Origin of the sequence: Streptomyces thermocarboxydovorans, assembly GCF_039524635.1 — a bacterium.
Lineage (GTDB): Bacteria > Actinomycetota > Actinomycetes > Streptomycetales > Streptomycetaceae > Streptomyces > Streptomyces thermocarboxydovorans.
Genome location: NZ_BAAAGU010000078.1, coordinates 1 through 22,771, shown reverse-complemented (window position 1 = coordinate 22,771; position 22,771 = coordinate 1). Strand labels below are relative to the sequence as shown.

Genomic DNA, 22,771 nt, shown 5'->3' with positions numbered 1-22,771 from the left:
CGAACCCAGAAGGCCCTCACCCGTTCAAGCACCCAGCACGCGTGTCACCAACGTCCCGGGACAGCACACCTAGGGCCGGGTCAGCTCGGCGGTTCCTCGGTGAGCCAGAACTGGTCGAGGTTCGCGTTGCACTTGTTGCCCGCGTTGCACACCAGCTCGATGGTGTTGGTGCCCTTCGTGAGGTTCACGTTGGCCCAGGTGGTCTGCCAGCCCTTTTCCCAGTCGCCCTTGGGCGTGTTGCCGAAGTTCTTCATGTTCAGCGGCCGGGTCCCCGGTTTGCCGTTGGTCACCACGGTCGCGTCGGCGTCCTCACCGGGGATGCCGTAACGGACGTAGAGCCGGTAGGTGCCTGCCTCTTCGATGCCGTTGACGGTCCAGAGAACCTTGGCGCCCACCTTGTTGAAGCCGCCTACGTAGACACCGCCGTCGGCCTTCGCGCCCTTGATGTCGGAAGCAGTGACGGCTCCCCCATCCAAGCGGAGCGCCTTGGCATCGATCTTGGGCAGCTCGACCTCGTTCTTGCCGCTCTCGGTGGCCGACGGAGTCGGGTCCTTCGGCTGGGACTGGCTGGGGGTGGAGCCGGCCTCGTTGCCGGTGTCGCCCTCGTCCTTGTCACCGCCGATCATGGCGACGCCGATGCCGATGACGACCGCGGCGACCACCGCGATCGCGCCGATCAGCAGGCCCTTGGTGTTGGGGCCGCGGCCCCGGCCGCCGCCCCCGCCGGCGTGCGACGGCTGCGGTGTGTGCGCCGGAGGCGCGCCCCCGGGCAGCGTCTCCGGGGCGGCGTAGTGCGGGTTCGGCTGGCCGTAGGCGCCCTGCTGCTGCGGTATCTGCGCGGCGGGACCAGCGCCCTGCTGGCCGTACTGGCGTGTGCCGACCGCCCGCACGCGGTTGACCGAGTTCGGGTAGCCGTAGCCGCCGGACGGCGGCTGGGCCCCGTTGGCCTGGCCGTCGGCGTAGAGGTAGCCGAACGGGTCGTCGTCCTCGGGCGTGCTCGCGCCGTTGTTGCCGGGCGTCATCCCTTGGTGCTCCTAGCTGCGGATCGGGTGCGGATGCGGGTGGTGAGAATGGCGAGCCTACCCGCTTCGGCACACCCGAACGGGTGACTCAGACCGCATCAACCCGATGACCTGCGGTTCATCCCGCACGCCGGTGCTGTTTGGGACGAGATCGTTTCTCGACGTACATCCGTTCGTCGGCGGATTTCAGCACTTCGTCCGCCGTCATGCCGCAGTGCGCCCACCCGATGCCGAAGCTGGCGCCCACCCGGACGGCCCGGCCCTCGGCCCTGATGGGCTGGATGATCTCGTTGCGCAGCCGCACCGCGAGGTCCTGGGCGTCGGCCCGGCCGAGCCCGTCGGCGAGGATCACGAACTCGTCGCCGCCGAGCCGGGCCACGGTGTCGCCGTCCCGCACGCCGTTGCTGAGCCGGCGGGCGACCTCGATGAGAACCGCGTCACCCGCGTTGTGCCCGAACCGGTCGTTGATCGACTTGAAGCCGTCGAGGTCGCAGAAGAGCACCGCGAGGCCCTTGGTGCCGTCGTCGCGGTCGCCGGGGGCCACGGTGTGCACATGGTGGTCGTAGCCCTGGTACTCGTCGGCCCCGGGCGGGAAGTCGAAGTCGTGGCCCCGGTCGAAGTCGGGCGGGCCGTAGGCGGCGTCCGCGGAGTCGAAGGACTCGTAGGGGTCCATGGCGGCGCCGACCGCGGCGGGCAGCGTCGGCTGCGGGCGCTGGCCGCACAGGCGGGCGGAGAGCCGGGCGCGCAGTTCGGCGGAGTTCGGCAGGCCGGTGAGCGAGTCGTGGGAGGCGCGGTGGGCGAGCTGCAGCTCGCGGCGCTTGCGCTCCTCGATGTCCTCGACGTGGGTGAGCAGGAAGCGGGGCCCGTCGGCGGCGTCGGCGACGACGGAGTTGCGCAGCGAGACCCAGACGTAGGTGCCGTCGCGGCGGCCGAGGCGCAGCTCGGCGCGTCCGCCCTCGGCGGAGGTGCGCAGCAGGGTGCCTATGTCCTCGGGGTGGACGAGGTCGGAGAAGGAGTAGCGGCGCATCGCGGAGGCGGGGCGGCCCAGCAGCCGGCACAGCGCGTCGTTGGTGCGCAGGATCCGCCCGTGCTGCTCGCCGCCCATCTCGGCGATGGCCATGCCGGAGGGCGCGTACTCGAAGGCCTGCCGGAAGGACTCCTCGCTGGCGCGCAGGGCCTGCTGCTCGCGCTCCAGCCGGACCAGGGCACGCTGCATGTTCGCACGCAGACGCGCGTTGCTGATCGCGATGGCGGCCTGGAAGGCGTACATCTGCAGGGCCTCGCGGCCCCAGGCGCCGGGCCGGCGGCCGTTGCGCGGGCGGTCCACGGAGAGCACGCCGATGAGCTCGCCGGAGCCGCCGGCGCCCTGCGGGCCGGGCGCGTACATCGGGGCGAAGAGACGGTCGGAGGGATGCCACTCGTCCTCGAAACGGGGCATGGGACCGTCGGTGTACCACTGCGGGACGTCGTCGTCGTCGAGGACCCAGCCCTCGGTGTGGGGTATGAAGACCAGGTCGCCCCAGCGTTCGCCCATGGACAGGCGGCGTTCCCAGGACGCGCGGGAGCCCACGCGGCCGGTGATGAGCGCCTCGGCGGCGGGGTTGCCGGAGAAGGCGGCGACCACGAGATCGCCGTCGGGGCGTACGAGGTTGACGCAGGCAAGCTCGTACCCGAGGGCGTTCACGGCGCCGTCGGCGACGGTCTGCAACGTGTCCGCCAGGCTGCGGGCCGTGTTCATGTCGGCCATGACCTGGTGCAGTTGTCGCAGGGACGCAAGACGGACATAGGGTTCCGACTCGGTCTCCATGCTCGCCCTCCCCCCGAGACCTCGTGGCGAATCAAGGGTGCTCATCGGCGTATCGTCCTGGCAGGCTTCCCCGCCACTGAATCACAGCGCGCTGCCCACTCGGTACACAGGGTCAACAATTCCTCCCCCTTGTGACTCAAGTCACAGCGGAGCGTGAATATTTGTCAGGTTCGTGCGTGGTTCCCCGAGGCTTCCCGAGGGGGGATTGTGTGGCGATTGTGCACGGCCCGTGCCGGTCCCGCGGACGGTGTGCGGCGCGGTCCGGCCCTGCTGCTCGGCCGCTGGTCCTAGGTCTTCGCTCGGACCGGGGTCCGATGCATCGGCCATGGAGCGGAGACTAGCGTTTCCGGCGTGCCCGACACTCCCTCTCCCCAGTCCGCGATCACCGCTCCGCCCGCCGCCCGGCATGCTGAGGGGGTGAGCAACGACGAGTTCCGTGCCGCGATGTCCCGGCTGGCCTCCGGGGTGGTCCTGGTGAGCGCCGTGGAGCCGCCGCTGGACCCGGACGACCCGCGGGCGCCGGCGGGCGAGGACGTCGGCATGACGGCGACCGCGTTCATGTCGGTGTCGCTGGACCCGCCGCTGGTGCTGATCTCCCTGCGCGAGGGGTCCCGGATGGACGAGCTGCTCGAGGAGCAGCCGCTGTGGGCGGTCTCCGTCCTCTCCGAGAACCAGCGGCACATCGCCGGCCGCTTCGCGATGAAGGGCCGCGTCAGCGACCGCCTGCTCTTCGCGGACCTCGACCATGTGCGGGGCCGGTACAGCGGCGCCCCACTGGTGGGCGGCGCCCTGGCGACCCTGGAGTGCCGCACCGAGCAGCGGGTCACCGCGGGGGACCACACCCTGGTGATCGGCCGGGTGCTGGCGGCGGAGGTGCCGAGCGCCGAGGCCGGCCCGCTGACGTATTTCCGGGGCCGCTACCGGAAGTTGGGCTGAGCGGTCGCCCGCGGCTCATTCCTGTGCGCGCGGGCGGAATCCCTTTTCCCGGACGGTTCCGCGGCGCTTACCCTGCCCGCCGTGACGACGACAACGACGGCGCCCCGCCTCGAAGAGATCACCGCGAAGAATCTGGACGACGCGCTCGGCATACGCGTCCGGCCGGAGCAGGAGTTCGCGGTGGCCCCGGTGGTGAAGTCCCTCGCCGAGGCGTATGTCCACCCCGGTGTCGCCTGGCCCCGCCTGCTCATGGACGGCGAGCGTGCCGTCGGCTTCCTGATGGCCTTCTTCGACGTCGACTGGTTCGAGGACGGCAGCTGCTTCCGCTCGGGCCTGTGGCGGCTGAACATCGCGGCCGGGGAGCAGGGCAAGGGGTACGGCCGGTTCGCCGTGGAGTCGGTCGCCGCCGAGCTGCGCCGCCGCGGCACCGAGGAGCTGTATGTGACCTGGCACCCCGGGGAGCACGGGCCGGAGAACTTCTACCTGCGCCTCGGCTTCCGGCCCAACGGCGAGGTCGTGGAGGGGGAGACGGTGGGGGTGCTGCGGGTGCGCTGAGGGCGCCGGGCGGCCACGGCTTTCGCGGTCGGCTCCCGTGCTCACGCCCTGGGCTGCCGCCTCCCGTGCTGTGGGCCGGCTCCGGCCGCTCCGGCCGTGCGGGTCAGCTCCAGTCGCGCAGGGAGCGGCCCCGCTTGGTCTCGGAGCGGTGCTTCTTCTCCCGCAGCCGGCGCTCGTTGGTCCCGCGCGGCACGCGGGTGGGCTTGCGGGGCTTGGGCGGGGGCGCGGTGGCCTCGGCGAGCAGCGCCGCCAGGCGCACGGCGGCGGCCTCCCGGTTGCGCCACTGCGAACGGTGCTCGGAGGCCCGGACGGTGACCACGCCGTCGGTCAGCCGCCCGGCCAGCCGCTGCAGCGCACGCCGCTTCCACACCTCGGGCAGCGCCTCGGTGCGGGCCAGGTCGAAGCGCAGCTCCACCTGCGAGTCGCTGGTGTTCACATGCTGTCCCCCCGGCCCGGACGAACGCGAGAAACGCCACATCAGCTCCGCCTCGGGCAGTGAGACGGAGCCGCGGATGGCCAGATGCCGGGGCGCCAGGCCCCCGGACCTGCGAGAGGGACCGGACATGCCCTCCATGGTCGCGCTCGTGAACGGGTCACGTCACCCGAATTTCGTAGGTAAAGAAAGTAAAGGAGCGGGAACCGCGTGGACGCCTGCCCGCGTTCAAGGGGGTAGCTGTAGCTTTCTAGCCGTACGCACACGAGGGAAGGAACTCCCAACAATGGCTGTAAGCCTGTCCAAGGGTGGCAACGTCTCGCTCACCAAGGAGGCACCGGGCCTGACGGCTGTCACCGTGGGCCTCGGCTGGGACGTCCGCACCACCACCGGCACGGACTTCGACCTCGACGCGTCGGCGATCGCGGTCAACCCGCAGGGCAAGGTCTACTCCGACGCCCACTTCGTCTTCTTCAACAACAAGCAGACCCCGGACAACAGCATCGTCCACACCGGTGACAACCGCACCGGCGAGGGCGCCGGCGACGACGAGGCGATCAACGTCAACCTCGCCGCCCTCCCGGCCGATGTCGAGAAGGTCGTCTTCCCGGTCTCCATCTACGACGCCGAGAACCGCGGCCAGAACTTCGGCCAGGTCCGCAACGCCTACATCCGCATCGTCAACCAGGCCGGCGGCACCGAGATCGCCCGCTACGACCTGTCGGAGGACGCGGCCACCGAGACCGCCATGATCTTCGGCGAGCTCTACCGCAACGGCGCCGAGTGGAAGTTCCGCGCCGTCGGCCAGGGCTACGCCTCGGGCCTGGTCGGCATCGCCCAGGACTTCGGCGTGAACGTCTGACCCACGCGTCGTTCGCACGCGCACTGCCCGGAGCCCCCCGGCCGCCCCTCTGCGGCCGGGGGGCTCCGGCGTAGGCGTGAAGTCCCGGCGGATGTGTACGGTCCCGGGGTGCGGTCTCATGGACGCGGCGGCTTGCCGTCGCCGTACAGCCAGTCCGACCAGATGGCTCCGAAGTCCCGCTCCGGGAAGCGGCGTTCCACGAAGGCGATGAAGTCCGCGGTGTCCGCGTTGCCGTGGCGGCGGTCGCGGGCCCAGCCGCGGATCAGGGCGGAGAAGCCGGCGTCGCCCACCGTCTGCCGGATCTTGTGCAGCACCATCGCGCCCCGCCAGTAGACCGGCACGTCCGAGATGTGCGCCGCGTCGGGCGGCTCGGCCGGCGGGAAGGACCACAGCGCCTCGCCGGACTCCGCGTCCGGGAAGTACTCGCCCTCGTAGAGCGCGTCGAAGGTCTGCTGGGCGGTCTCCCCGCCGTGCTCCTCCCGCCACAGCCACTCCGCATAGGTGGCGAACCCCTCGTTCAGCCACATGTCCCGCCACGACTTAGGGGTGACGGAGTTGCCGTACCACTGGTGCGCCAGCTCGTGCACCAGCAGACCGGTGTCCGGGGCGCCCGGGAAGACGGGGCGGGTCTGGGTCTCCAGGGCGTAGCCCGAGTCCTCCGCCCGCTCGACGATCACGCCCGCCGAGGAGAACGGATACCGCCCGAACCTGCGCTGCGCCCAGTCCAGTACGCGGGGCAGCTCGGCCAGGGTGTCCCGGCTCGCCTCCGCCACCTTCGGATCGACCGCCGTGAGCAGCGGCAGCCCGCCGGGCGTCCGGCCGCGGGCGATGTCGTACCGGCCGATCGCGACGGTGGCGGTGTAGCTCGCCATCGGCTCGGCGGTCCGCCACCTCCAGGTCGTACGGCCGTCCCGGGTGCGCCGGCCGGCCGGCTCCCCGTTGGACACCGCCCGCAGCCCCCGCGGCACGGTCACGGCGACGGTGTAGGTGGCCTTGTCCGAGGGGTGATGGTTGCCGGGGAACCACGTCATGGAGCCCACCGGCTCCCCCAGCGCCAGCGCCCCGTCCGCGGTGCGCAGCCAGCCCTCCTCGGAGCCGTCCGGGTCGGTGAGGGTGCGCGGGGTGCCGGAGTAACGGACCGTCAGCCGGAAGGTGCGGTCCTGCCGCAGCTCCTCGGCGGGCCGCACGGTCAGCTCCTGCCCCGCCCGGTTCCAGCGGGCCTCGGCCCCGCCCACCGTGACGCGCTCCACCTCCAGGCCCTTCAGGTCGAGGTTGAGCGAGGAGAGCCTCCGGGTGGCGCGGGCGGTGAGGGTCGCGGTGCCGGTGAGATGCCGGGTGCGGGGCTCGTAGGCCAGGCGGAGGTCATAGTGCGTGACGTCGTACCCGCCGTTGCCGGCCTTGGGGAAGTACGGGTCGCGCAGCCCGGAGGCGCCGGGGGTGCCGTCCACGCCGCCGCCGCACCCGGCGAGCAGGGCCAGCACGGCGATCAGGGACCGGTGAGCACGCACCCCGTGATCCTAAGAGCCGCACGGCCGGATGAACCGGTGCCTCAGGGGGTGTCCGGAAGCGGCTGCCGCGGGCCCGCCCGTCCGGCGGCGCGGCGGCGGCATGACACCATCACCTGCGTGCTCGACATCGGCTACGCCCTCTCCAACCGCTTCCCCGACCCCCCGCAGACCGACTACCGCCGCGCGGACGTCCGTGCCCTGCGCCACGACCTGTTCTGCGGGGACGTCTACCTCGCCGACACCGAGTCGGACCGGGAGATCTCCACAGCCTGGGGATGGGTGCCGGTGCTGGACTTCGCCTGGGCGCTGTGCGACATCGTGGAGCGCGTCGACCGGGACCCGGCCGGCTCCCGTGCCTCCCGCCCGCAGCGCGCGGAGCTGGACTTCACCGAGTCCACCGACCGGCTGCTGTTCGAGCGGCGCTTCGGCTGGGTGGACATCGAGGCGGGGTGGCTGCCCGCCTCCGAGCCCCCGCTGACCTTCTCCCACGCCGAACTGCGCCGCGAGGCCCGCGACTTCCTGCACGATCTCATCGCCGACCTGATCGACCTGCACGAGGACCTCGGCGAGAACCCGGCGATCTGGACCCTCCAGGCCCGCTACCCCCGGGTCTCCTGACCCCGCCGGCGCCCGCCCGGCCCCCTGACCCAGCCGGGCGCCTGCCCGGGGCCCGGCGGTCATCCCTCCACGCTCATCCCTCCACGGTGATCCCCAGCTCGGCCGCCAGCACCGGCGCCAGATCCAGCAGCTGCCCCGTGCTGATCACCGCACCCGCCAGCCGGTCCACCCCGCGGGCGATCTCCAGCGTGGCCGCCCCGCGCAGATCGACGTCGGTCAGCGTGGCCCCGCCGAGATCCACGCCCTTGAGCGCGCAGTCGACGAACTCCACCCGCTCCAGCCGGGCCCCGCCCAGGTCCGGCTCCACCAGTACGCACCCCTCGAACACGACATCCCTGAGCACGGCCGCCCGCAGATTCAGAAAGTCGATCTTCCCGCCGCGGATCAGCACCCGTTCGAGCGCCGCCCCGTGCAGCTGGGTCCCGCCCAGCCGCGCATCGGTCAGCTCCACATCGCGCAGGGTCGCCTCCGCCAGGTTCGTCCCCACGCCCCGCACTCCGGTGAGCCGGCTGTCCAGCAGCCGCGCCCGGGACAGCCGCGTCCCGTCCAGCGCGCAGCCGGTCAGCGCGCAGTCCAGGAACCGCGCACCGGCCCCGTTCTGCCCCGCGAGATCCGCCTCCCGGAACTCCAGCCCGTCGTAGTCCCCGTCCGGCGCCAGCCCACCCCCCTCGTACGGCTCCAGCGCGGGCAGCCGCACCTCGGGGCGCCGCGCCCCCTTCCGGCCACCCGTCGCTCTCCTCGTCATCCCCCCATGCTGCACGCCGCCACTGACAACGCCCCTGACCTGCGGCGACGCACCGATGTCACATTTCGGGGGCCTGCCCGGTCATAGCTGGTGAGCACGTCATCAGGCGACCCGAGCAAAGGGAGACCCCAGCCATGCATCGCATCACCGTCATCGGCGGCGGCTTCGCCGGACTGACCGCGGCCATCACCGCCGCCGAGGCAGGTGCCAAGGTCACCATCCACGAGGCCCACCACACCCTCGGCGGCCGGGCCCGCACCGCCGAGGGCCCCTACCGCACCAACGAGGGACCGCACGCCCTCTACAGCGGCGGCCCGCACTGGGCCTGGCTGAAGCAGCGCGACCTCCTCGGCCCCCTCGCCCCGATCCCGCCGATGGAGGCGGCCCGGCTGCGCCTGCGCCACCGGGGCGCGCTGCGCCGCACCCCGCCCTTCGCCATGCTGAAGCTGCTGCGCCGCAGCGGCGCCGAGGCCCCGGTCGACACCGACTTCCTCACCTGGGCCACGCGCATCGCCGGCGAGGAAGCCGCACGGGCCGCCGCCCACTACTCCGCGGTCGCCCTCTTCCACCACGACCCCGGCTCCCTGTCCGCCGCCTTCGTGCAGGAACGGCTGCGCCGCGCCACCAAGCTCCCGCCGGAGGCGCACTACCCGCGCGGCGGCTGGGGCGGGCTGATCGACCGCATGGCCGCCCGCGCCTGGAACCTGGGCGTGCGGATGGAGACGCTGTCCCGTGTCGACACCCTGCCCACCGACACCCCGGTGATCGTCGCCACCTCCCTGGCCTCCGCCCGCCGGCTCCTCGGCGACCCCTCGCTGACCTGGCCGAGCGGCCGCACCACCCTGGTCGACCTCGCCGTCCGCACCCGCCGCGGCGACGCGTTCGTCGTGTCCGACCTGGACGCGCCGGGCTGGATCGAGCGCTTCACCGCCCAGGACCGCACCCTCGCCCCGGCCGGCGAACAGCTGATCCAGGGTCAGATCCCCATCGGGCCCGACGAGACCAAGGCCGACGGCGTCCGGCGCGCCGAGGAACTGCTGGACCTGGGCTTCCCCGGCTGGCGCGAGCGGCTCACCTGGCGGCAGCAGGCGGTGGCGAGCGGCCGTACCGGGGCCGTCGACCCGCCCGGCACCAGCTGGCGCGACCGGCCCGCCGTCGACCGCGGTGACGGCGTCTACCTCGTCGGCGACCAGGTCGCCGCCCCCGGCGTGCTCTCCGAGGTCTCCTTCAACAGCGCCCTGACCGCGGTCTCCCTGGCCCTCGGCCGGCACGAGCTTGACCTCAAGCACGCTTGAGGTTGAACAGTGGGGTCGTCGCAGGCGCGGCAGCACCGCTCGCACCCGGCGGCGACCGCACCGCGCCCACCCCCAGGGGGACCTCATGCACGCCATCCGACTGCACGCCTTCGGCCCGGCCGGGAACCTCACCTACGAGGAGGCCGAGGACCCCCGGCCGGGCCCCGGCCAGGTCCGCATCGCCGTACGGGCCGCGGGCGTCCACCTCCTGGACACCGCCCTGCGGGAGGGGCACCAGGGCCCCGCCCCCGCCCCGATCGAGCTGCCGGCCATCCCCGGCCGCGAGGTAGCCGGCGTCGTGGACGCGCTCGGCGAGGGCACGCCCGGGCACTGGCTCGGCCGCCGCGTCGTCGCCGACGAGTCTCCGTCCGGCTACCGCCCCGCCACCTTGTCCGCCCACCGCGCCAGCCGCGACGACTCGGCCGCGTACGTGGCCTGCTCCCGCCGGTCCGCCGCCCGGTACGCCGCGTACATTCCGCGCACCCCCAGCCAGCGCAGCGGCTCCGGCTCCCAGCGGCGCACCTTGTGCCCCACCCACGGCAGATCCGTCAGCTCCGTGCGCCCGCCCTGCCCCGAGTCCAGCGCCACCAGATCGCGCAGCGTCCGCGCCGCCAGATTCGCCGTGGCCACGCCCGAGCCGACGTAACCGCCCGCCCAGCCGAGCCCCGAGGACCGGTCCAGCGTCACCGACGCACACCAGTCGCGCGGCACCCCCAGCACCCCCGACCAGGCGTGCTCGATGCGCACCCCGGCCAGCGACGGGAAGAAGGAGACCAGCACCTCGCGCAGCGCCTCGACCGTCTCCGGCTGGGTCGAGCCGTCGTTGTCCGTGCGCGAACCGAAGCGGTACGGCACACCGCGCCCGCCCAGCGCGATCCGCCCGTCCGGGGTGCGCTGCGCGTACATGTACGCGTGCGCCATGTCGCCCAGCGTCTCCCGGCCCGCCCAGCTGAGCGCCTCCCACTGCTCCTCGCTCAGCGGCTCGGTCACCACCATCGAGGAGTTCACCGGCAGCCAGGTCCGCCGCTGGCCCTTCAGCCCCGCCGTGAAGCCCTCCGTGCAGCGCAGCACGTAGGAGGCCCGCACCGTCCCGTACGGCGTCACCGCGTGCTTCGGGCGGATCTCCGTCACCGGTGTCGACTCGTGGATCGTCACGCCCAGCTTCTCCACCGCCGCCGCCAGGCCCTTCACCAGCCGCGCCGGATGCAGCCGGGCCCCGTGCGGCGTCCACGAGGACCCCACCGCGTCGGCGACCCGCACCCGCCGGGCCGTCTCCTCGGCCCCGTACAGCTCCCGGTCCTGCTCCCCGAACGCCAGCTCCCGCTCGTGGAACGCCTTCAGCCGCGCCAACTGCGCGGGCGTGCGCGCCACTTCCAGCACCCCGCCGCGATGGATGCCGGCGTCGATGCCCTCCGCCTCGGCGACCCGGATCACCTCGTCCACGGTCGCGTTCATCGCCCGCTGCAGCCGCACCGCCGCCTCGTGCCCGTGCAGCCGCGCATACCGGTCCCGGCCCGCGATCCCGTTGTACAACCAGCCGCCGTTGCGCCCCGAGGCGCCGTACCCGCAGAACTTTCGCTCCAGCACGGTGACCCGCAGGAAGGGGATCGCCTTCTTCAGGTAGTACGCCGTCCACAGCCCGGTGTAGCCGCCGCCCACGATCGCCACGTCCGCCGCCGCGTCCCCCGCGAGCGGCGTCCGCGTCACCGGAAGCCCGTCGTCGGCGAACCAGAAGGAGATGCCGCCATTCACAACACCGCTGGTCATGCTGCTCATGGCCGGGACGTTAACCCCTGCCGGCGCGCGCTGTCTCCTGCGGAATCCGCAGCCGGACACAATTCATCTGCGCCGCACGACCCGCCCGGTCAGCGTGCCGGAGTGATCGACATCCCCGAGGAACTCGCCCACGCCCAGGAGAAGTTCAACGGAGCGAAGGGCCGCGCCTTCATCGCCGGGCTCCCCCGTCTGACCGCCGCATTCCTGGACCGCTGGAAGCTGCGCGTCACCGGCGCCCCCATGCACGGCGTCAGCGCCCTGGTGCTGCCCGTCGACCGGGCGGACGGCACCCCGGCCGTGCTCAAGCTGCAGATCCGCGACGAGGAGATGCACCTCGACCGCGCCCGCGCCCTCGCCTGGACCCGTGCCCGCCTGCTGGAGAACATCATCTGGAACATCGAGGACGGCGACCCGGTGGAGCAGGAGCACCTGGAGATCGCCCGCCGGCTGGGCCGGCGCGGATGATGACAGGGCCGCGCCGGCCAGGGGACGGTCAGCGATGGCCGCGGGCCTTGGCGAGTCCGCCGCCGCCCGCCGCGATCCCGCCCGTCGGCCGGGTGGAGGCGAACGGCGGGGTGTCACGCTCGCGCAGCTCGGCCGGGAAGAACTTCTCGTACCACTGGGGCAGCGAGACCGTGCCGGAGCCGCCCGGGCCACCGGGGTTGAAGAACAGGGAGCCGATGCGTGCGGACGGGTTCGTGGCCTTGTGCCGGATCACGGCGAGCCGGATGGTCTCACCCGCCGGACGGCAGTGGTCGAGGGGGACGTCGAACGTCGCGCACTCGAATCCCCGCTGTGCGGGCTCCTCGCACGGCCGCCAGTGCAGCGCCGGTGCCCCGGTGGCACCTCCGTGCACGGCCTGCGGTGCGGCCGCGGCCGGCCGCACCATCGCCGCGGATGCCCCGAAAAACCCCAGGTCAGACCGTGCTGACCTGGGGTGTGCACAGAGCCCCCTGTCGGACTCGAACCGACGACCTACGCATTACAAGTGCGTTGCTCTAGCCAGCTGAGCTAAGGAGGCATCGCGCGCGCGTCGCGCGCGGGCTGGTCCACTGTACACAGAGCCGGTTTCGCCGAGCCACGCACTTCCGGGCCGGGAAATCACAGCCATGGAGCTACTGACAACCAGGTCAACGCCAGGTACCGTCCTGTGCCAGTTCACTCTCGTGGACTACACCACACACGGAACCACAACGGAATACGCGGACCACCACTGCGGAACACCCGTCGTGGCACCACCTTCCTACTCGGATCGTCCGGCACGTTCCTGCCGGTAGAAGGGGGCCCCATCACCATGGCCACTGTTACGTTCGACAAGGCGACCCGGATCTACCCGGGTTCCGACAAGCCCGCCGTCGACGCACTCGACATCGAGATCGCGGACGGGGAGTTCCTCGTTCTGGTCGGCCCGTCCGGCTGCGGCAAGTCCACCTCGCTCCGGATGCTCGCGGGACTCGAGGACGTGAACGCCGGCGCCATCCGCATCGGTGACCGCGACGTCACGCACCTTCCGCCGAAGGACCGGGACATCGCCATGGTGTTCCAGAACTACGCGCTCTACCCGCACATGACCGTCGCCGACAACATGGGCTTCGCCCTGAAGATCGCCGGCGTGAACAAGGCGGAGATCCGCAAGAAGGTCGAGGAGGCCGCGAAGATCCTCGACCTGACCGAGTACCTGGACCGCAAGCCGAAGGCGCTCTCCGGTGGTCAGCGTCAGCGTGTGGCGATGGGCCGCGCGATCGTGCGTGAGCCGCAGGTGTTCCTCATGGACGAGCCGCTGTCCAACCTGGACGCCAAGCTGCGTGTGTCGACGCGCACCCAGATCGCCAGCCTGCAGCGCCGGCTCGGCATCACCACCGTCTACGTCACCCACGACCAGGTCGAGGCCATGACGATGGGCGACCGCGTGGCGGTCCTCAAGGACGGTGTGCTCCAGCAGGTCGACACCCCGCGCAACATGTACGACAAGCCGGCGAACCTGTTCGTGGCCGGCTTCATCGGCTCCCCGGCGATGAACCTGGTCGAGGTGCCGATCACCGACGGCGGTGTGAAGTTCGGCAACTCGGTGGTCCCGGTGGACCGTGACGCGCTGTCCGCCACCACCGACAAGACCGTCACCGTGGGTGTCCGCCCCGAGCACTTCGACGTGGCGGGCGCCGAATCGGACCAGGGCCTCGCCATCACGGTGAACGTCGTCGAGGAACTCGGCGCCGACGCCTACGTCTACGGCACCGCGAAGCTGGGCGCCGACTCCAAGGACCTGGTGGTCCGCGTCAGCGGCCGCGACGTCCCGGAGAAGGGCAGCCAGCTGCACGTCGTGCCGCGCTCCGGCGAGACCCACGTGTTCTCGACCTCCACCGGCGAGCGTCTGTCCGACTGACGCCCCGGCGCAAGCACGGAATCGAAGGGCCCCGCGGCACCGCCGCGGGGCCCTGCGGCGTTGCCGGCGGGGGCTCCGGCGTTGCCGGCGGGGGCTTCGGCGTTGTCGACAAAAACCCCGGCACACCGGACATTTCGAACGGCGTGCGTCAACCCTTTACCCACAGATCCGCACTTCTACATCCCCCGTACCGGTGACAGAATGTCTCCAAATCATCACTTGACGCTACCCTCACTCGCGTGAAGCACTCCACTACCCCTCAGACGCGACGCGGCCGGGGCCCCGCCCGCCGGGTCGGCCGCACCCTCGCCCTCGTCCTGCCCGTCGTCCTGGTGCTCTCCGGGACTCTCGCGGTCGCGCGAGTCAACTGGTCCGGCGACTCGCAGAGCCCGGTGCTCACCGCCGCGGACACCGCCGCGTCCGGCAGCTCCTCGAGGGCCGCCGCGCGGGCCCCGCAGGAGGTGCTCCGCGACAAGCTGCTGGTCGAACTGCAGGAGAAGGACCCGGGCGTGGCGCTCACGCACCTGCAGCAGGCCGTCGACGACCGCCCGTCGCTGGCGCGGCACTGCGCCTCGATCGCCCGCGCCCTCGGCAGGGCCGCGGTGCGGGTGTACGGGCCCACGAAGGCCCAGTCGTACGCCCGCCCGGTGTGCGACACGGCCTTCGCCTCGGGGGTGCTCGCGGCGCACCACTGACCGGCGCTTCCGGACGCGAAGGACGCCCGGTCCGGCCCCGAGCGGGCCGGGGTCGCCGCGTATTGTGCGGGCATGACCGATCCGAGTGCCGCGTCCCGCCCCACTCAGGCCGTCGTCCTCGCCGGCGGCCAGGGCTCCCGTCTGCGCCCGTACACCGACGACCGGCCCAAGCCGATGGTCGAGATCCCCGGCACGGGGACGCCGATCATCGGCCATCAGCTGTCCTGGTTGGCCGAGGAGGGCGTCACGGACGTCGTGGTCTCCTGCGGGCACCTCGCCGAGGTCCTGCAGAAGTGGCTGGAGACCACCGAACTGCCCCTCTCCGTCACCACCGTGGTCGAGACCGAGCCCCTCGGCCGCGGCGGCGGTCTGAAGTACGCCGCCGCGCATCTGCCCGACCCGGACCGCCCCTGGTACGCCACCAACGGCGACATCTGGACCCGCTTCTCGCTGCGCGACATGGCGGACTTCCACACCGAGCGGGACGCCCTCGCCACCCTCGCCCTGGCCCGCCCCCGGCTGCCGTGGGGCGCGGTGCAGACCGACGGCTTCGGTCACATCACCGACTTCATCGAGGCCCCGCCGTCGACGTTCGAGATCAACGCGGGTGTCTACGTCTTCTCCCCCGGCTTCGCCGATCTGCTCCCGGAGCGCGGCGACCACGAGCGCACCACCTTCCCGCGTCTGGCCCGTGAGCGCCGGCTGGCCGGCTTCCCCATCCCGCAGGGCTCCTACTGGCGGGCCATCGACACGGCCAAGGACCTGACGGAGGCGGCGAAGGAACTGGCCGCCCAGGGCCGCTGAGCCGCCACCGCACACAGGGCTGACGCGCCGCTCCGGCACAGGGGGCCGATCCGTCCCCGCGACACACCAGTGGGGTCCCGCACGGAAGCGTTCCGTGCGGGACCCCACTGGTGTGTCGCGTACGTCGCGTGACCGGCCGCTATCCGAGCAGGCCGCCCACGAGGCCCGGGCGGTCCTCGTCGGAGCCCTCGCTGCCGCCGCTCGGGGTGCCCGTGCCGCCGGCGCCCGTGCCGCCGCTGGAGGTGGGGCCGCCCGAGCCGGTGCTCGGCGCCTGGCCTCCCGGGGAGGACTGCTCCGGCGCCTGCCCGGCGCTGCCCTGGGTCTGGCTGGGGGCGCCGGTGACGGCACCGCCGGTGTTCCGGGGAGCCTGGGGAGTGCCGGCCCCCGCGGACGGGCTGGTCGCGCCGGAGGTGGCGCCGCCCCGGGAGGGCGAGGTGGAGGCGGACGGGGTGCGCTTCTTGCGCTCGCCGGGCTCCTTCGGCAGCGGAGAGCCGGGCAGTTCGTTGCGCGGGGACTCGCCGGGTCCGGGGACGACCACCCGGTCGGCGTCGCGGACGGCGCCGCCGAGGATCGCCCCGGTCAGCAGGGTCACCCCGCACACCAGGGCGGTGATCAGGGCGCCGCGGCGCAGCACATAGCGGCGCAGGTCCCAGATGTCCGCGCGGGGCCCGAGGCGCCGCCATGCGCTGCCGGCCAGGCGGCCGTCGACCGAGTAGACCGGGGCGCCGGCGATGACCAGCGGGGACCAGGCGGCGAGGAAGAGGATGTCGGTGGTGTCGTAGACGGGGCTGCTCTTCCAGCTGACGGCGACCAGCAGCCCGGCGGACAGCAGCACGCCGAGGGCGGCGGCGACGCGCTGCCAGCAGCCGAGGACGGTCAGCACGCCGACGGCGATCTGCAGGAAGGCGACACCGAGCCCGGTGCCGATGGGGTGGTGGAGGGCCAACTGGTGCAGGGGTGCGGCGATCTCCCAGGGGTGGAGGCTGTTCAGCCAGGTCACCAGGGAGCCGCGCCCGCCGTCGAGGTAGTGCGGGTCGCAGAGCTTGCCCATGCCGGCGTAGACGGCGACGAAGCCGAGAACGACCCGCAGCGGGAGCAGGACGACGCCGAGGTTCATCCGGCGGCCGGGGTAGTAGGCGTGCCGTGCCGGGTCGTCGCCGTGGCGTCGGGAGCGCCGGCCGGTGTCCTCCTCGCCGGTCTCCTGCTGGTCGTCGTAGCCGTGGTGGGCGCCGGTGTCGTAGGTGTCGTGGGCGCCGGTGTTCTCGAAGCCGGGGCCGGCGCAGGCGGGTTCGTCGTAGGCGCTGCCGACGGTGCGCATGGGCGGCAGCAGCGGGCTGTCCTGGGTGCGCTGGGCGCCGATGACCGGGGTCTCGAGGGTGCGTTCGGCCGGGTTCTCGTCGTAGCCGTAGCCCTGGTGACCGGTGCCGACGCGGGGGATGACCTGGGTTGCCCCGGGGTCGGCGTGCTGCGGCTCGTCGGAGTGCCGGGCGCCGCCCTGCCGCACGGCCTGGAGGAGTCGGTGGGCGCCGGTGTCGTCGGGGGCCGAGCGGCCGCTCCAGACGACGGGCCGGCGGCGCGGGGCGGTCCGGCCCGGGGCGCCCATGGTGGTGACGACCGGGACGCGGGCGGTGTCCTGAACGGCGCTCGCATACCGTGCGATCCGGGGCGAGGCCGCGCGCCTCGAGGAAGCGCCCAGCTGCACGCGGAAGCTGGCGTGATTGACGATGATCTGCGCCGGATCGCTCGGCACCTTCACCATGCTCAGCGCGGGAGCGTCGTCGAGTCCCGACGAGCGGTCCCCCGTGGGTGTGCGGGGTGTTCTGGTGTCCACACTCCACTAACCGAGTGATGCGGCGTTAGGACACTGCCTCGAACCGCCGGAAGTGTCCGGGCCGCGTCAAACCTGCCCGGATCTCCCGGAATCCACCATGTGAGTGATATCGACGAACACCAGTACGAGGCGCGGACGGCCCCGTTCGACGTGTGGACGGCCGTGGACGGCCCCGCTCAGCCGCGGCGGCGGGCCGCCTCGTACAGCACGATGCCCGCGGCCACACCGGCGTTGAGCGACTCGGCACCGCCCGGCATCGGGATGCGCACCCGGAAGTCGCAGGTCTCCCCGACCAGCCGGGACAGCCCCTTGCCCTCGCTGCCCACGACGATCACCACGGGCCCTTCCAGCGCGTCGAGCTCACCGATCTCGGACTCCCCGTCCGCTGCGAGACCGACGACCATGATCCCGGCCTTCTTGTACGCCTCCAGAGCGCGCGTCAGATTGGTGGCGCGGGCGACCGGCGTCCGGGCCGCCGTACCGGCGGAGGTCTTCCAGGCACCGGCGGTCATCCCGGCGGCGCGCCGCTCGGGCACCACGACCCCGTGGCCGCCGAACGCGGACACCGAGCGCACCACGGCGCCCAGGTTGCGCGGGTCGGTGACCCCGTCGAGGGCGACGATCAGCGGGTCCTCGCCCTCGTCGTGGGCGTTCGCCACCAGGTCCTCGGGGTGCGCGTACTCGTACGGCGGCACCTGCAGGACCAGGCCCTGGTGGTTGAGCCCGTTGGTCATCCGGTCCAGCTCGGGGCGCGGCGCCTCCATCAGGTTGACGTTGCCGCGCTCGCCCGCGAGCTGCAGCGCCTCGCGGACCCGCTCGTCGTTGTCGATGAACTGCTGGACGTAGAGCGTGGTGGCGGGCACGCCCTCGCGCAGCGCCTCGACGACCGGGTTGCGCCCGACGACGAGTTCGGCGGCGGAGCGGCCGCCGCCGCGCCGGGCCTGGCTGCGGCCCTGGGCGCGGCGTGCCCGGGCCTGGGCGGCGCGCTGCTTGGCGTGGCCCTTGCGCATCTCGGCGGGGGGCGTGGGTCCCTTGCCTTCCAGGCCCCGGCGCCGCTTGCCGCCACTGCCGACCTGCGCGCCCTTCTTGCCGGACATGCGGCGGTTGTTCGCGGCCATGAGGTTTCCGTCTTTCGTGAAGTCGTGAAGTGAGGTGAGGTGGTGTGTGCGGGGTGGGCGTGGCTCAGCGCGGGCCCAGGCTCCAGCGCGGACCGTGCGGGCTGTCCTCGATGACCAGCCCGGTCTGGTTCAGCTGGTCGCGGATGGCGTCCGCGGTCGGCCAGTCCTTGCGGGCCCGGGCGGCCTCCCGCTGGTCGAGGACCATGCGCACCAGCGTGTCGACCACGCCGTGCAGGTCCTCGCCGCGGTCGCCCTCGCCGGCCCAGTGCTCGTCGAGCGGGTCCAGGCCGAGGACGCCGAGCATGGCGCGCACCTCGGCGAGGCGGGCGACGGCCGCTTCCTTGTCGTCGGCGGCCAGCGCGCTGTTGCCCTGCCGGACCGTGGTGTGCACCACGGCCAGCGCCTGCGGCACGCCCAGGTCGTCGTCCATCGCCTCGGCGAAGGCGGGCGGCACCTGCGGGGCCGGCTCGACCGGCCCGCCGGCCAGCTCGGTGACGCGCTGCACGAAGCCCTCGATCCGCGCGAACGCGGACTCGGCCTCGCGCAGGGCCTCCTCGCTGTACTCGATCATCGAGCGGTAGTGCGGGGTGCCGAGGTAGTAGCGCAGCACGATGGGCCGCCAGCGCTTGACCATCTCGGAGACCAGCACCGAGTTGCCGAGCGACTTGGACATCTTCTCGCCGCTCATGGTCACCCAGGCGTTGTGCACCCAGTACTGGGCGAACTCGTCGCCGTAGGCCTGGGCCTGGGCGATCTCGTTCTCGTGGTGCGGGAAGATCAGGTCCAGGCCGCCGCCGTGGATGTCGAAGGCGCTGCCGAGGTACTTGTGCGCCATCGCCGAGCACTCCAGGTGCCAGCCGGGACGGCCGCGCCCCCAGGGCGTCTCCCAGCTGGGCTCGCCGGGCTTGGCCGCCTTCCACATGGCGAAGTCGCGGGGGTCCCGCTTGCCGGTCTCCCCCTCGCCGGAGGGCTGCAGCAGGTTCTCCAGCTCCTGGTTGGACAGCTGGAGGTAGTCCGGGAAGGAGGTGACGGCGAAGTAGACGTTGCCGTCGGCCTCGTAGGCGTGGCCGCGCTCGATCAGGCCGCGCATCATCTCCACCATCTCGGTGATGTGGCCGGTGGCGCGCGGCTCGTAGGTCGGGGGCAGGCAGCCCAGGGCCCGGTAGCCCTCGGAGAAGGCCCGCTCGTTCTCGTAGCCGATGGCCCACCAGGGGCGGTTCTGCTCGGCCGACTTGGCGATGATCTTGTCGTCGATGTCGGTGACGTTGCGGATGAACGTCACCTCATAGCCGCGGTACTCGAACCAGCGGCGCAGGATGTCGAAGTTCAGGCCCGAGCGGATGTGCCCGATGTGGGGTGCCGCCTGCACGGTGGCACCGCAGAGGTAGATCGAGACACATCCCGGCTTGAGCGGGGTGAAGTCACGGATCTGCCGGGCGCGGGTGTCGTACAGGCGAATAGTCACGGCATCCAGGGTAGTGGGCTCGGGGCTGTGGGTGTGTCTCCGGCGGCCCGCACGGCGCGGGCTTCGGCGGCCCGCAGGCCGCAGGCGGGTGCGGCGCGGCGGCCTCCGGCGGTTGAGGCCGGGTGCCGAGCGGCCGCTTCCGGAGGTTCACGGTCGCGGTGTCCGGGAGGTTCCCGGCCGTCGCGCGCGGAAGGCGCCGCGTCCGTACGGCGCGCCCGGCGCCGGACCGGCCGGTCCGCTCAGCGCTCCCTGACGAGCCGGCCCGCTCACCGCGCCTTCCGGTCCGCTCACCGCTCCCTGACGAGCCGGTCCGCTCACCGCGCCTTCCGGTCCGCTCACCGCTCCCTGACGACCAGCGCCGTCGCCACCGCCATCAGGCCCTCGTCGCGTCCGGGGAAGCCCAGCCCGTCGGTGGTGGCGCCGGAGACCGACACCGGTGCTCCCGCCGCCTCCGTGAGGATCTTCTGCGCCTCGTCCCGCCGCTTGCCGATCTTGGGGCGGGGGCCGATGACCTGCACCGCGATGTTGCCGATGCGGAAGCCGGCCTCCCGCACGATCCGGGCCGCCTCGGTCAGCAGCGCCACGCCGGAAGCGCCCGCCCACTCGGGCCGGCCTGTGCCGAAGTGCTGCCCCAGATCGCCGAGGCCCGCCGCGGAGAACAGGGCGTTGCAGGCGGCGTGGGCGACCACGTCCGCGTCGGAGTGTCCGGCGAGCCCCGGGCCCTCGTTCTCCCACTTCAGGCCGGCGCACCACAGCTCCCGGCCCTCCTCGAAGGCGTGGATGTCGGTGCCGATGCCGACCTGGGGCAGCGGGAAGGGCTCAGAAGCCATCGTTGAGCCTCCTGCGCGCCAGCACCGCCTCGGCGAGGACCAGGTCGAGGGGGCGGGTGACCTTGAAGGCCTCCTCGTGCCCGGGGACGGTGACGACGGTGAGGCCGAGCTGCTCGACCATGCTGGCGTCGTCGGTGACGTTGCCGGTGACCGTCTCGTGGGCGCGCACCAGGGTCGCGCGGTCGAAGCCCTGCGGGGTCTGCACCGCGCGCAGCCGGGAGCGGTCCGGGGTGGCGAGCACCGGCTCGGGGTCGCCGGGCTCGGCCGCCGGCTCGACCTCCTTGACCGTGTCGGCGAGCGGCAGCGCGGGGACCACGGCGACGGCACCGTCGCGCACCGCCTCGATCACGGCGTCCACCGTGTCCACGGGGACCAGCGGGCGGGCCGCGTCGTGGACGAGGACGATGTCGTAGCCCTCCGGGAGCGCCTCCAGGCCGGCCCTGACCGATTCCTGGCGGGTCTCGCCGCCGGGGACGACCAGGAAGTCGGTGCGTCCGGGCAGCGCGTGCGCGTCGAGCAGCGTCTTGACCTCGGCGGCGTCGTCGGGCGGGGCCACGACCACGACCAGGGAGACGGCACGGGAGTCGGCCATCGCGCGGATCGCGTGGACCAGCATGGGCAGGCCGCCGAGGGCGCGCAGCGCCTTGGGAGCGCCGGGCCCCAGGCGCACACCCCGGCCGGCCGCCGGGATCACGGCCGCCGTTCGGGGCGCCGGACGCGCGGGCACGGAGTTCGGCTCGGGCGCGGGGAGCGGATCGTCAGACATCGGTTCCTGTCAGGTTTGTGTGCTCGGGCTACCTGGGTATGGCCTGGGCGTAGCCTCCGCTCCGCAGCGGAGGGAGTGCCGGGCGTGACGATTTGGCCAGCCCCTTCCGTGACTCTGGTCGAGCCGGCCGCCCGGGGACGGCACACCGGATTCGGGGCGCGTGAAGGACAACACATTCTCCGGGTGCGCACATGCCGCAGCGCCCGGCGACATGTGCTGTGTCATCGGGCACCGCGGCATGATGGTGCGCTATGTGCTGTACGAGCGCGGCGCTGAGCGATCAGTTCCGCCTCGGGTCAGGAGGCGAGAACCTCGTCGAGCAGGGCCTCGGCCTTGTCCTCGTTGGTGTTCTCCGCGAGCGCGAGCTCGCTGACCAGGATCTGCCGCGCCTTGGCGAGCATGCGCTTCTCACCGGCGGACAGTCCTCGCTCACGCTCACGACGCCACAGGTCACGTACGACTTCCGCGACCTTGATGACATCGCCAGAAGCGAGCTTCTCCAGGTTTGCCTTGTAACGGCGCGACCAGTTCGTGGGCTCCTCGGCGTACGGCGCGCGCAGCACCTCGAAGACCCGGTCCAGCCCATCCTGACCGACCACATCACGCACGCCGACGAACTCCGCATTGTCCGCTGGCACACGCACCGTCAGGTCACCCTGGGCGACCTTCAGCACCAAGTAGGTCTTGTCCACGCCTTTGATCTGGCGAGTTTCGATGGCCTCGATCAGCGCGGCCCCGTGATGGGGATAGACCACGGTGTCGCCAACCTTGAACGTCATGTGACAGGTACCCCTTCCGTGGCTATCCAGGGTAACACGGATACGCCGTCATCTGAATGGCGTTTTCGCAGGTCAGGGCCATTCTCGGGGCTTGACAAGCGCAACATGAACGTGCTTCGCGGGCGGAGCGGAAGCAGGTATTCGCAGGTCGGAGCGCCTCTCCGGGCCAAGTGAAACGCGCACGTTACACGCATCCGGACGACCGCACGAGCGGCCGAACGTCCCCAAATGTCCGGTTCCCTGCGCTCGACTTCCGCTACTCCGTTCGGAGACCCGAGCTCCGTTCCGGACGAATCCCGAATTGATCACAGCGCCACATCGCAGCCCCGGTCATGGAGCCGATCACGCGCGCCCGAGGAGCACCGTGAGGAGAGGCACGTGATCGGCAGTGTGATCAATTCATGGAGGCTCCGGCGCATTCCCCGGAGAAATATGCGCCCGCTATGCGCCGGCTATGAGCCCGCCTTATTGATCCGAAACGGTTTGGGTTCTGGGTCGTTGGTGGGGTGTGAGCGATCTGGTGGGGGACGCGCGTCATCTGTC

General features: G+C 72.3%; 21 protein-coding genes, 1 tRNA gene and 2 pseudogenes. 10 read left to right on the top strand and 14 right to left on the bottom strand.

Features of this window, described 5'->3' with window-relative positions; translation table 11 throughout:
- Positions 1-80: 80 nt before the first annotated feature.
- A complete protein-coding gene (locus tag ABD198_RS27505) occupies positions 81-1,022 on the bottom strand; it encodes a carbohydrate-binding protein (RefSeq protein ID WP_344006876.1) in 942 nt (313 codons plus the stop codon).
- 118 nt (positions 1,023-1,140) lie between these two features.
- Positions 1,141-2,829: a diguanylate cyclase CdgB gene (gene cdgB / locus ABD198_RS27500; protein ID WP_344006874.1), complete on the bottom strand. Its 1,689-nt coding sequence runs from the start codon at positions 2,827-2,829 to the stop codon at positions 1,141-1,143.
- A gap of 351 nt (positions 2,830-3,180) precedes the next feature.
- On the opposite strand from cdgB, the gene ABD198_RS27495 reads away from it, so the two are divergent.
- Both ABD198_RS27495 and ABD198_RS27490 read left to right on the top strand, forming a co-directional pair.
- Positions 3,181-3,765 (top strand): flavin reductase family protein, encoded by a 585-nt coding sequence (locus ABD198_RS27495; RefSeq protein ID WP_344006872.1) that lies wholly within the window; start codon positions 3,181-3,183, stop codon positions 3,763-3,765.
- Positions 3,766-3,846: 81 nt separating this feature from the next.
- Positions 3,847-4,320 carry a GNAT family N-acetyltransferase gene (locus tag ABD198_RS27490; RefSeq protein WP_344006870.1) on the top strand — a complete coding sequence of 158 codons (474 nt, stop codon included), beginning with the start codon at positions 3,847-3,849 and terminating at the stop codon, positions 4,318-4,320.
- A 103-nt stretch (positions 4,321-4,423) separates the two neighbouring features.
- Here the strand turns inward: ABD198_RS27490 and arfB are convergent, their stop codons facing one another.
- The gene (gene arfB, locus ABD198_RS27485; RefSeq protein WP_425580569.1) at positions 4,424-4,894 is read right to left on the bottom strand and encodes an alternative ribosome rescue aminoacyl-tRNA hydrolase ArfB; all 471 of its coding nucleotides are present in this window, start codon (positions 4,892-4,894) and stop codon (positions 4,424-4,426) included.
- Between the two features lie 145 nt (positions 4,895-5,039).
- On the opposite strand from arfB, the gene ABD198_RS27480 reads away from it, so the two are divergent.
- The gene (locus ABD198_RS27480) at positions 5,040-5,615 is read left to right on the top strand and encodes a TerD family protein (protein WP_344006866.1); all 576 of its coding nucleotides are present in this window, start codon (positions 5,040-5,042) and stop codon (positions 5,613-5,615) included.
- Between the two features lie 116 nt (positions 5,616-5,731).
- On the opposite strand, the gene ABD198_RS27475 is transcribed toward ABD198_RS27480, so the two are convergent.
- Positions 5,732-7,123, bottom strand: coding sequence for a M1 family metallopeptidase (locus tag ABD198_RS27475; protein ID WP_344006864.1), 1,392 nt, complete (start codon positions 7,121-7,123; stop codon positions 5,732-5,734).
- A gap of 117 nt (positions 7,124-7,240) precedes the next feature.
- Here ABD198_RS27475 and ABD198_RS27470 point away from each other — a divergent pair, with 117 nt between their 5' ends.
- Complete coding sequence (locus ABD198_RS27470) at positions 7,241-7,741, top strand: hypothetical protein (protein WP_344006861.1); 501 nt, start codon at positions 7,241-7,243, stop codon at positions 7,739-7,741.
- 73 nt (positions 7,742-7,814) lie between these two features.
- Here the strand turns inward: ABD198_RS27470 and ABD198_RS27465 are convergent, their stop codons facing one another.
- Positions 7,815-8,486 carry a pentapeptide repeat-containing protein gene (locus tag ABD198_RS27465; protein WP_344006859.1) on the bottom strand — a complete coding sequence of 224 codons (672 nt, stop codon included), beginning with the start codon at positions 8,484-8,486 and terminating at the stop codon, positions 7,815-7,817.
- Between the two features lie 134 nt (positions 8,487-8,620).
- Between ABD198_RS27465 and ABD198_RS27460 the strand changes: the two genes are divergently transcribed.
- Positions 8,621-9,781, top strand: a complete 1,161-nt coding sequence (locus tag ABD198_RS27460) for an FAD-dependent oxidoreductase (RefSeq protein ID WP_344006857.1) — start codon at positions 8,621-8,623, stop codon at positions 9,779-9,781.
- An 85-nt stretch (positions 9,782-9,866) separates the two neighbouring features.
- Positions 9,867-10,157: pseudogene (locus ABD198_RS27455) on the top strand (alcohol dehydrogenase catalytic domain-containing protein); the annotation flags it as partial.
- Here ABD198_RS27455 and ABD198_RS27450 read toward each other — a convergent pair.
- On the bottom strand, positions 10,154-11,557 hold the full coding sequence (locus tag ABD198_RS27450; protein WP_344006855.1) for an NAD(P)/FAD-dependent oxidoreductase: 1,404 nt from the start codon (positions 11,555-11,557) through the stop codon (positions 10,154-10,156). The pseudogene ABD198_RS27455 and the gene ABD198_RS27450 overlap by 4 nt on opposite strands.
- 102 nt (positions 11,558-11,659) lie before the next feature.
- Between ABD198_RS27450 and ABD198_RS27445 the strand changes: the two are divergent.
- Positions 11,660-11,885: pseudogene (locus ABD198_RS27445) on the top strand (hydroxyurea phosphotransferase); the annotation flags it as partial.
- Between the two features lie 165 nt (positions 11,886-12,050).
- Here the strand turns inward: ABD198_RS27445 and ABD198_RS27440 are convergent.
- A complete protein-coding gene (locus ABD198_RS27440; RefSeq protein WP_344006853.1) occupies positions 12,051-12,446 on the bottom strand; it encodes a hypothetical protein in 396 nt (131 codons plus the stop codon).
- A 58-nt stretch (positions 12,447-12,504) separates the two neighbouring features.
- Positions 12,505-12,578 (bottom strand) — tRNA-Thr (locus tag ABD198_RS27435).
- A 273-nt stretch (positions 12,579-12,851) separates the two neighbouring features.
- Between ABD198_RS27435 and ABD198_RS27430 the strand changes: the two genes are divergently transcribed.
- From ABD198_RS27430 to ABD198_RS27420, 3 genes are all read left to right on the top strand, one after another.
- Positions 12,852-13,940, top strand: coding sequence for an ABC transporter ATP-binding protein (locus ABD198_RS27430; protein ID WP_344006850.1), 1,089 nt, complete (start codon positions 12,852-12,854; stop codon positions 13,938-13,940).
- Between the two features lie 239 nt (positions 13,941-14,179).
- Positions 14,180-14,635, top strand: a complete 456-nt coding sequence (locus ABD198_RS27425) for a hypothetical protein (RefSeq protein WP_344006848.1) — start codon at positions 14,180-14,182, stop codon at positions 14,633-14,635.
- 72 nt (positions 14,636-14,707) lie between these two features.
- The gene (locus ABD198_RS27420; RefSeq protein WP_344006846.1) at positions 14,708-15,439 is read left to right on the top strand and encodes a nucleotidyltransferase family protein; all 732 of its coding nucleotides are present in this window, start codon (positions 14,708-14,710) and stop codon (positions 15,437-15,439) included.
- Between the two features lie 139 nt (positions 15,440-15,578).
- On the opposite strand, the gene ABD198_RS27415 is transcribed toward ABD198_RS27420, so the two are convergent.
- From ABD198_RS27415 to ABD198_RS27390, 6 genes are all read right to left on the bottom strand, one after another.
- Positions 15,579-17,270, bottom strand: a complete 1,692-nt coding sequence (locus ABD198_RS27415; RefSeq protein ID WP_344006844.1) for a DoxX family protein — start codon at positions 17,268-17,270, stop codon at positions 15,579-15,581.
- Positions 17,271-17,446: 176 nt separating this feature from the next.
- Positions 17,447-18,388 (bottom strand): 23S rRNA (guanosine(2251)-2'-O)-methyltransferase RlmB, encoded by a 942-nt coding sequence (rlmB, locus tag ABD198_RS27410; protein WP_344006842.1) that lies wholly within the window; start codon positions 18,386-18,388, stop codon positions 17,447-17,449.
- Positions 18,389-18,452: 64 nt separating this feature from the next.
- The gene (cysS, locus tag ABD198_RS27405; protein WP_344006840.1) at positions 18,453-19,853 is read right to left on the bottom strand and encodes a cysteine--tRNA ligase; all 1,401 of its coding nucleotides are present in this window, start codon (positions 19,851-19,853) and stop codon (positions 18,453-18,455) included.
- Between the two features lie 335 nt (positions 19,854-20,188).
- Positions 20,189-20,683 (bottom strand): 2-C-methyl-D-erythritol 2,4-cyclodiphosphate synthase, encoded by a 495-nt coding sequence (ispF, locus tag ABD198_RS27400; RefSeq protein WP_344006838.1) that lies wholly within the window; start codon positions 20,681-20,683, stop codon positions 20,189-20,191.
- Positions 20,673-21,449, bottom strand: coding sequence for a 2-C-methyl-D-erythritol 4-phosphate cytidylyltransferase (gene ispD / locus ABD198_RS27395; RefSeq protein WP_344006836.1), 777 nt, complete (start codon positions 21,447-21,449; stop codon positions 20,673-20,675). The genes ispF and ispD overlap by 11 nt, the downstream gene beginning before the upstream one ends.
- 296 nt (positions 21,450-21,745) lie before the next feature.
- On the bottom strand, positions 21,746-22,228 hold the full coding sequence (locus ABD198_RS27390) for a CarD family transcriptional regulator (protein ID WP_003953493.1): 483 nt from the start codon (positions 22,226-22,228) through the stop codon (positions 21,746-21,748).
- Between the last annotated feature and the right edge of the window lie 543 nt (positions 22,229-22,771).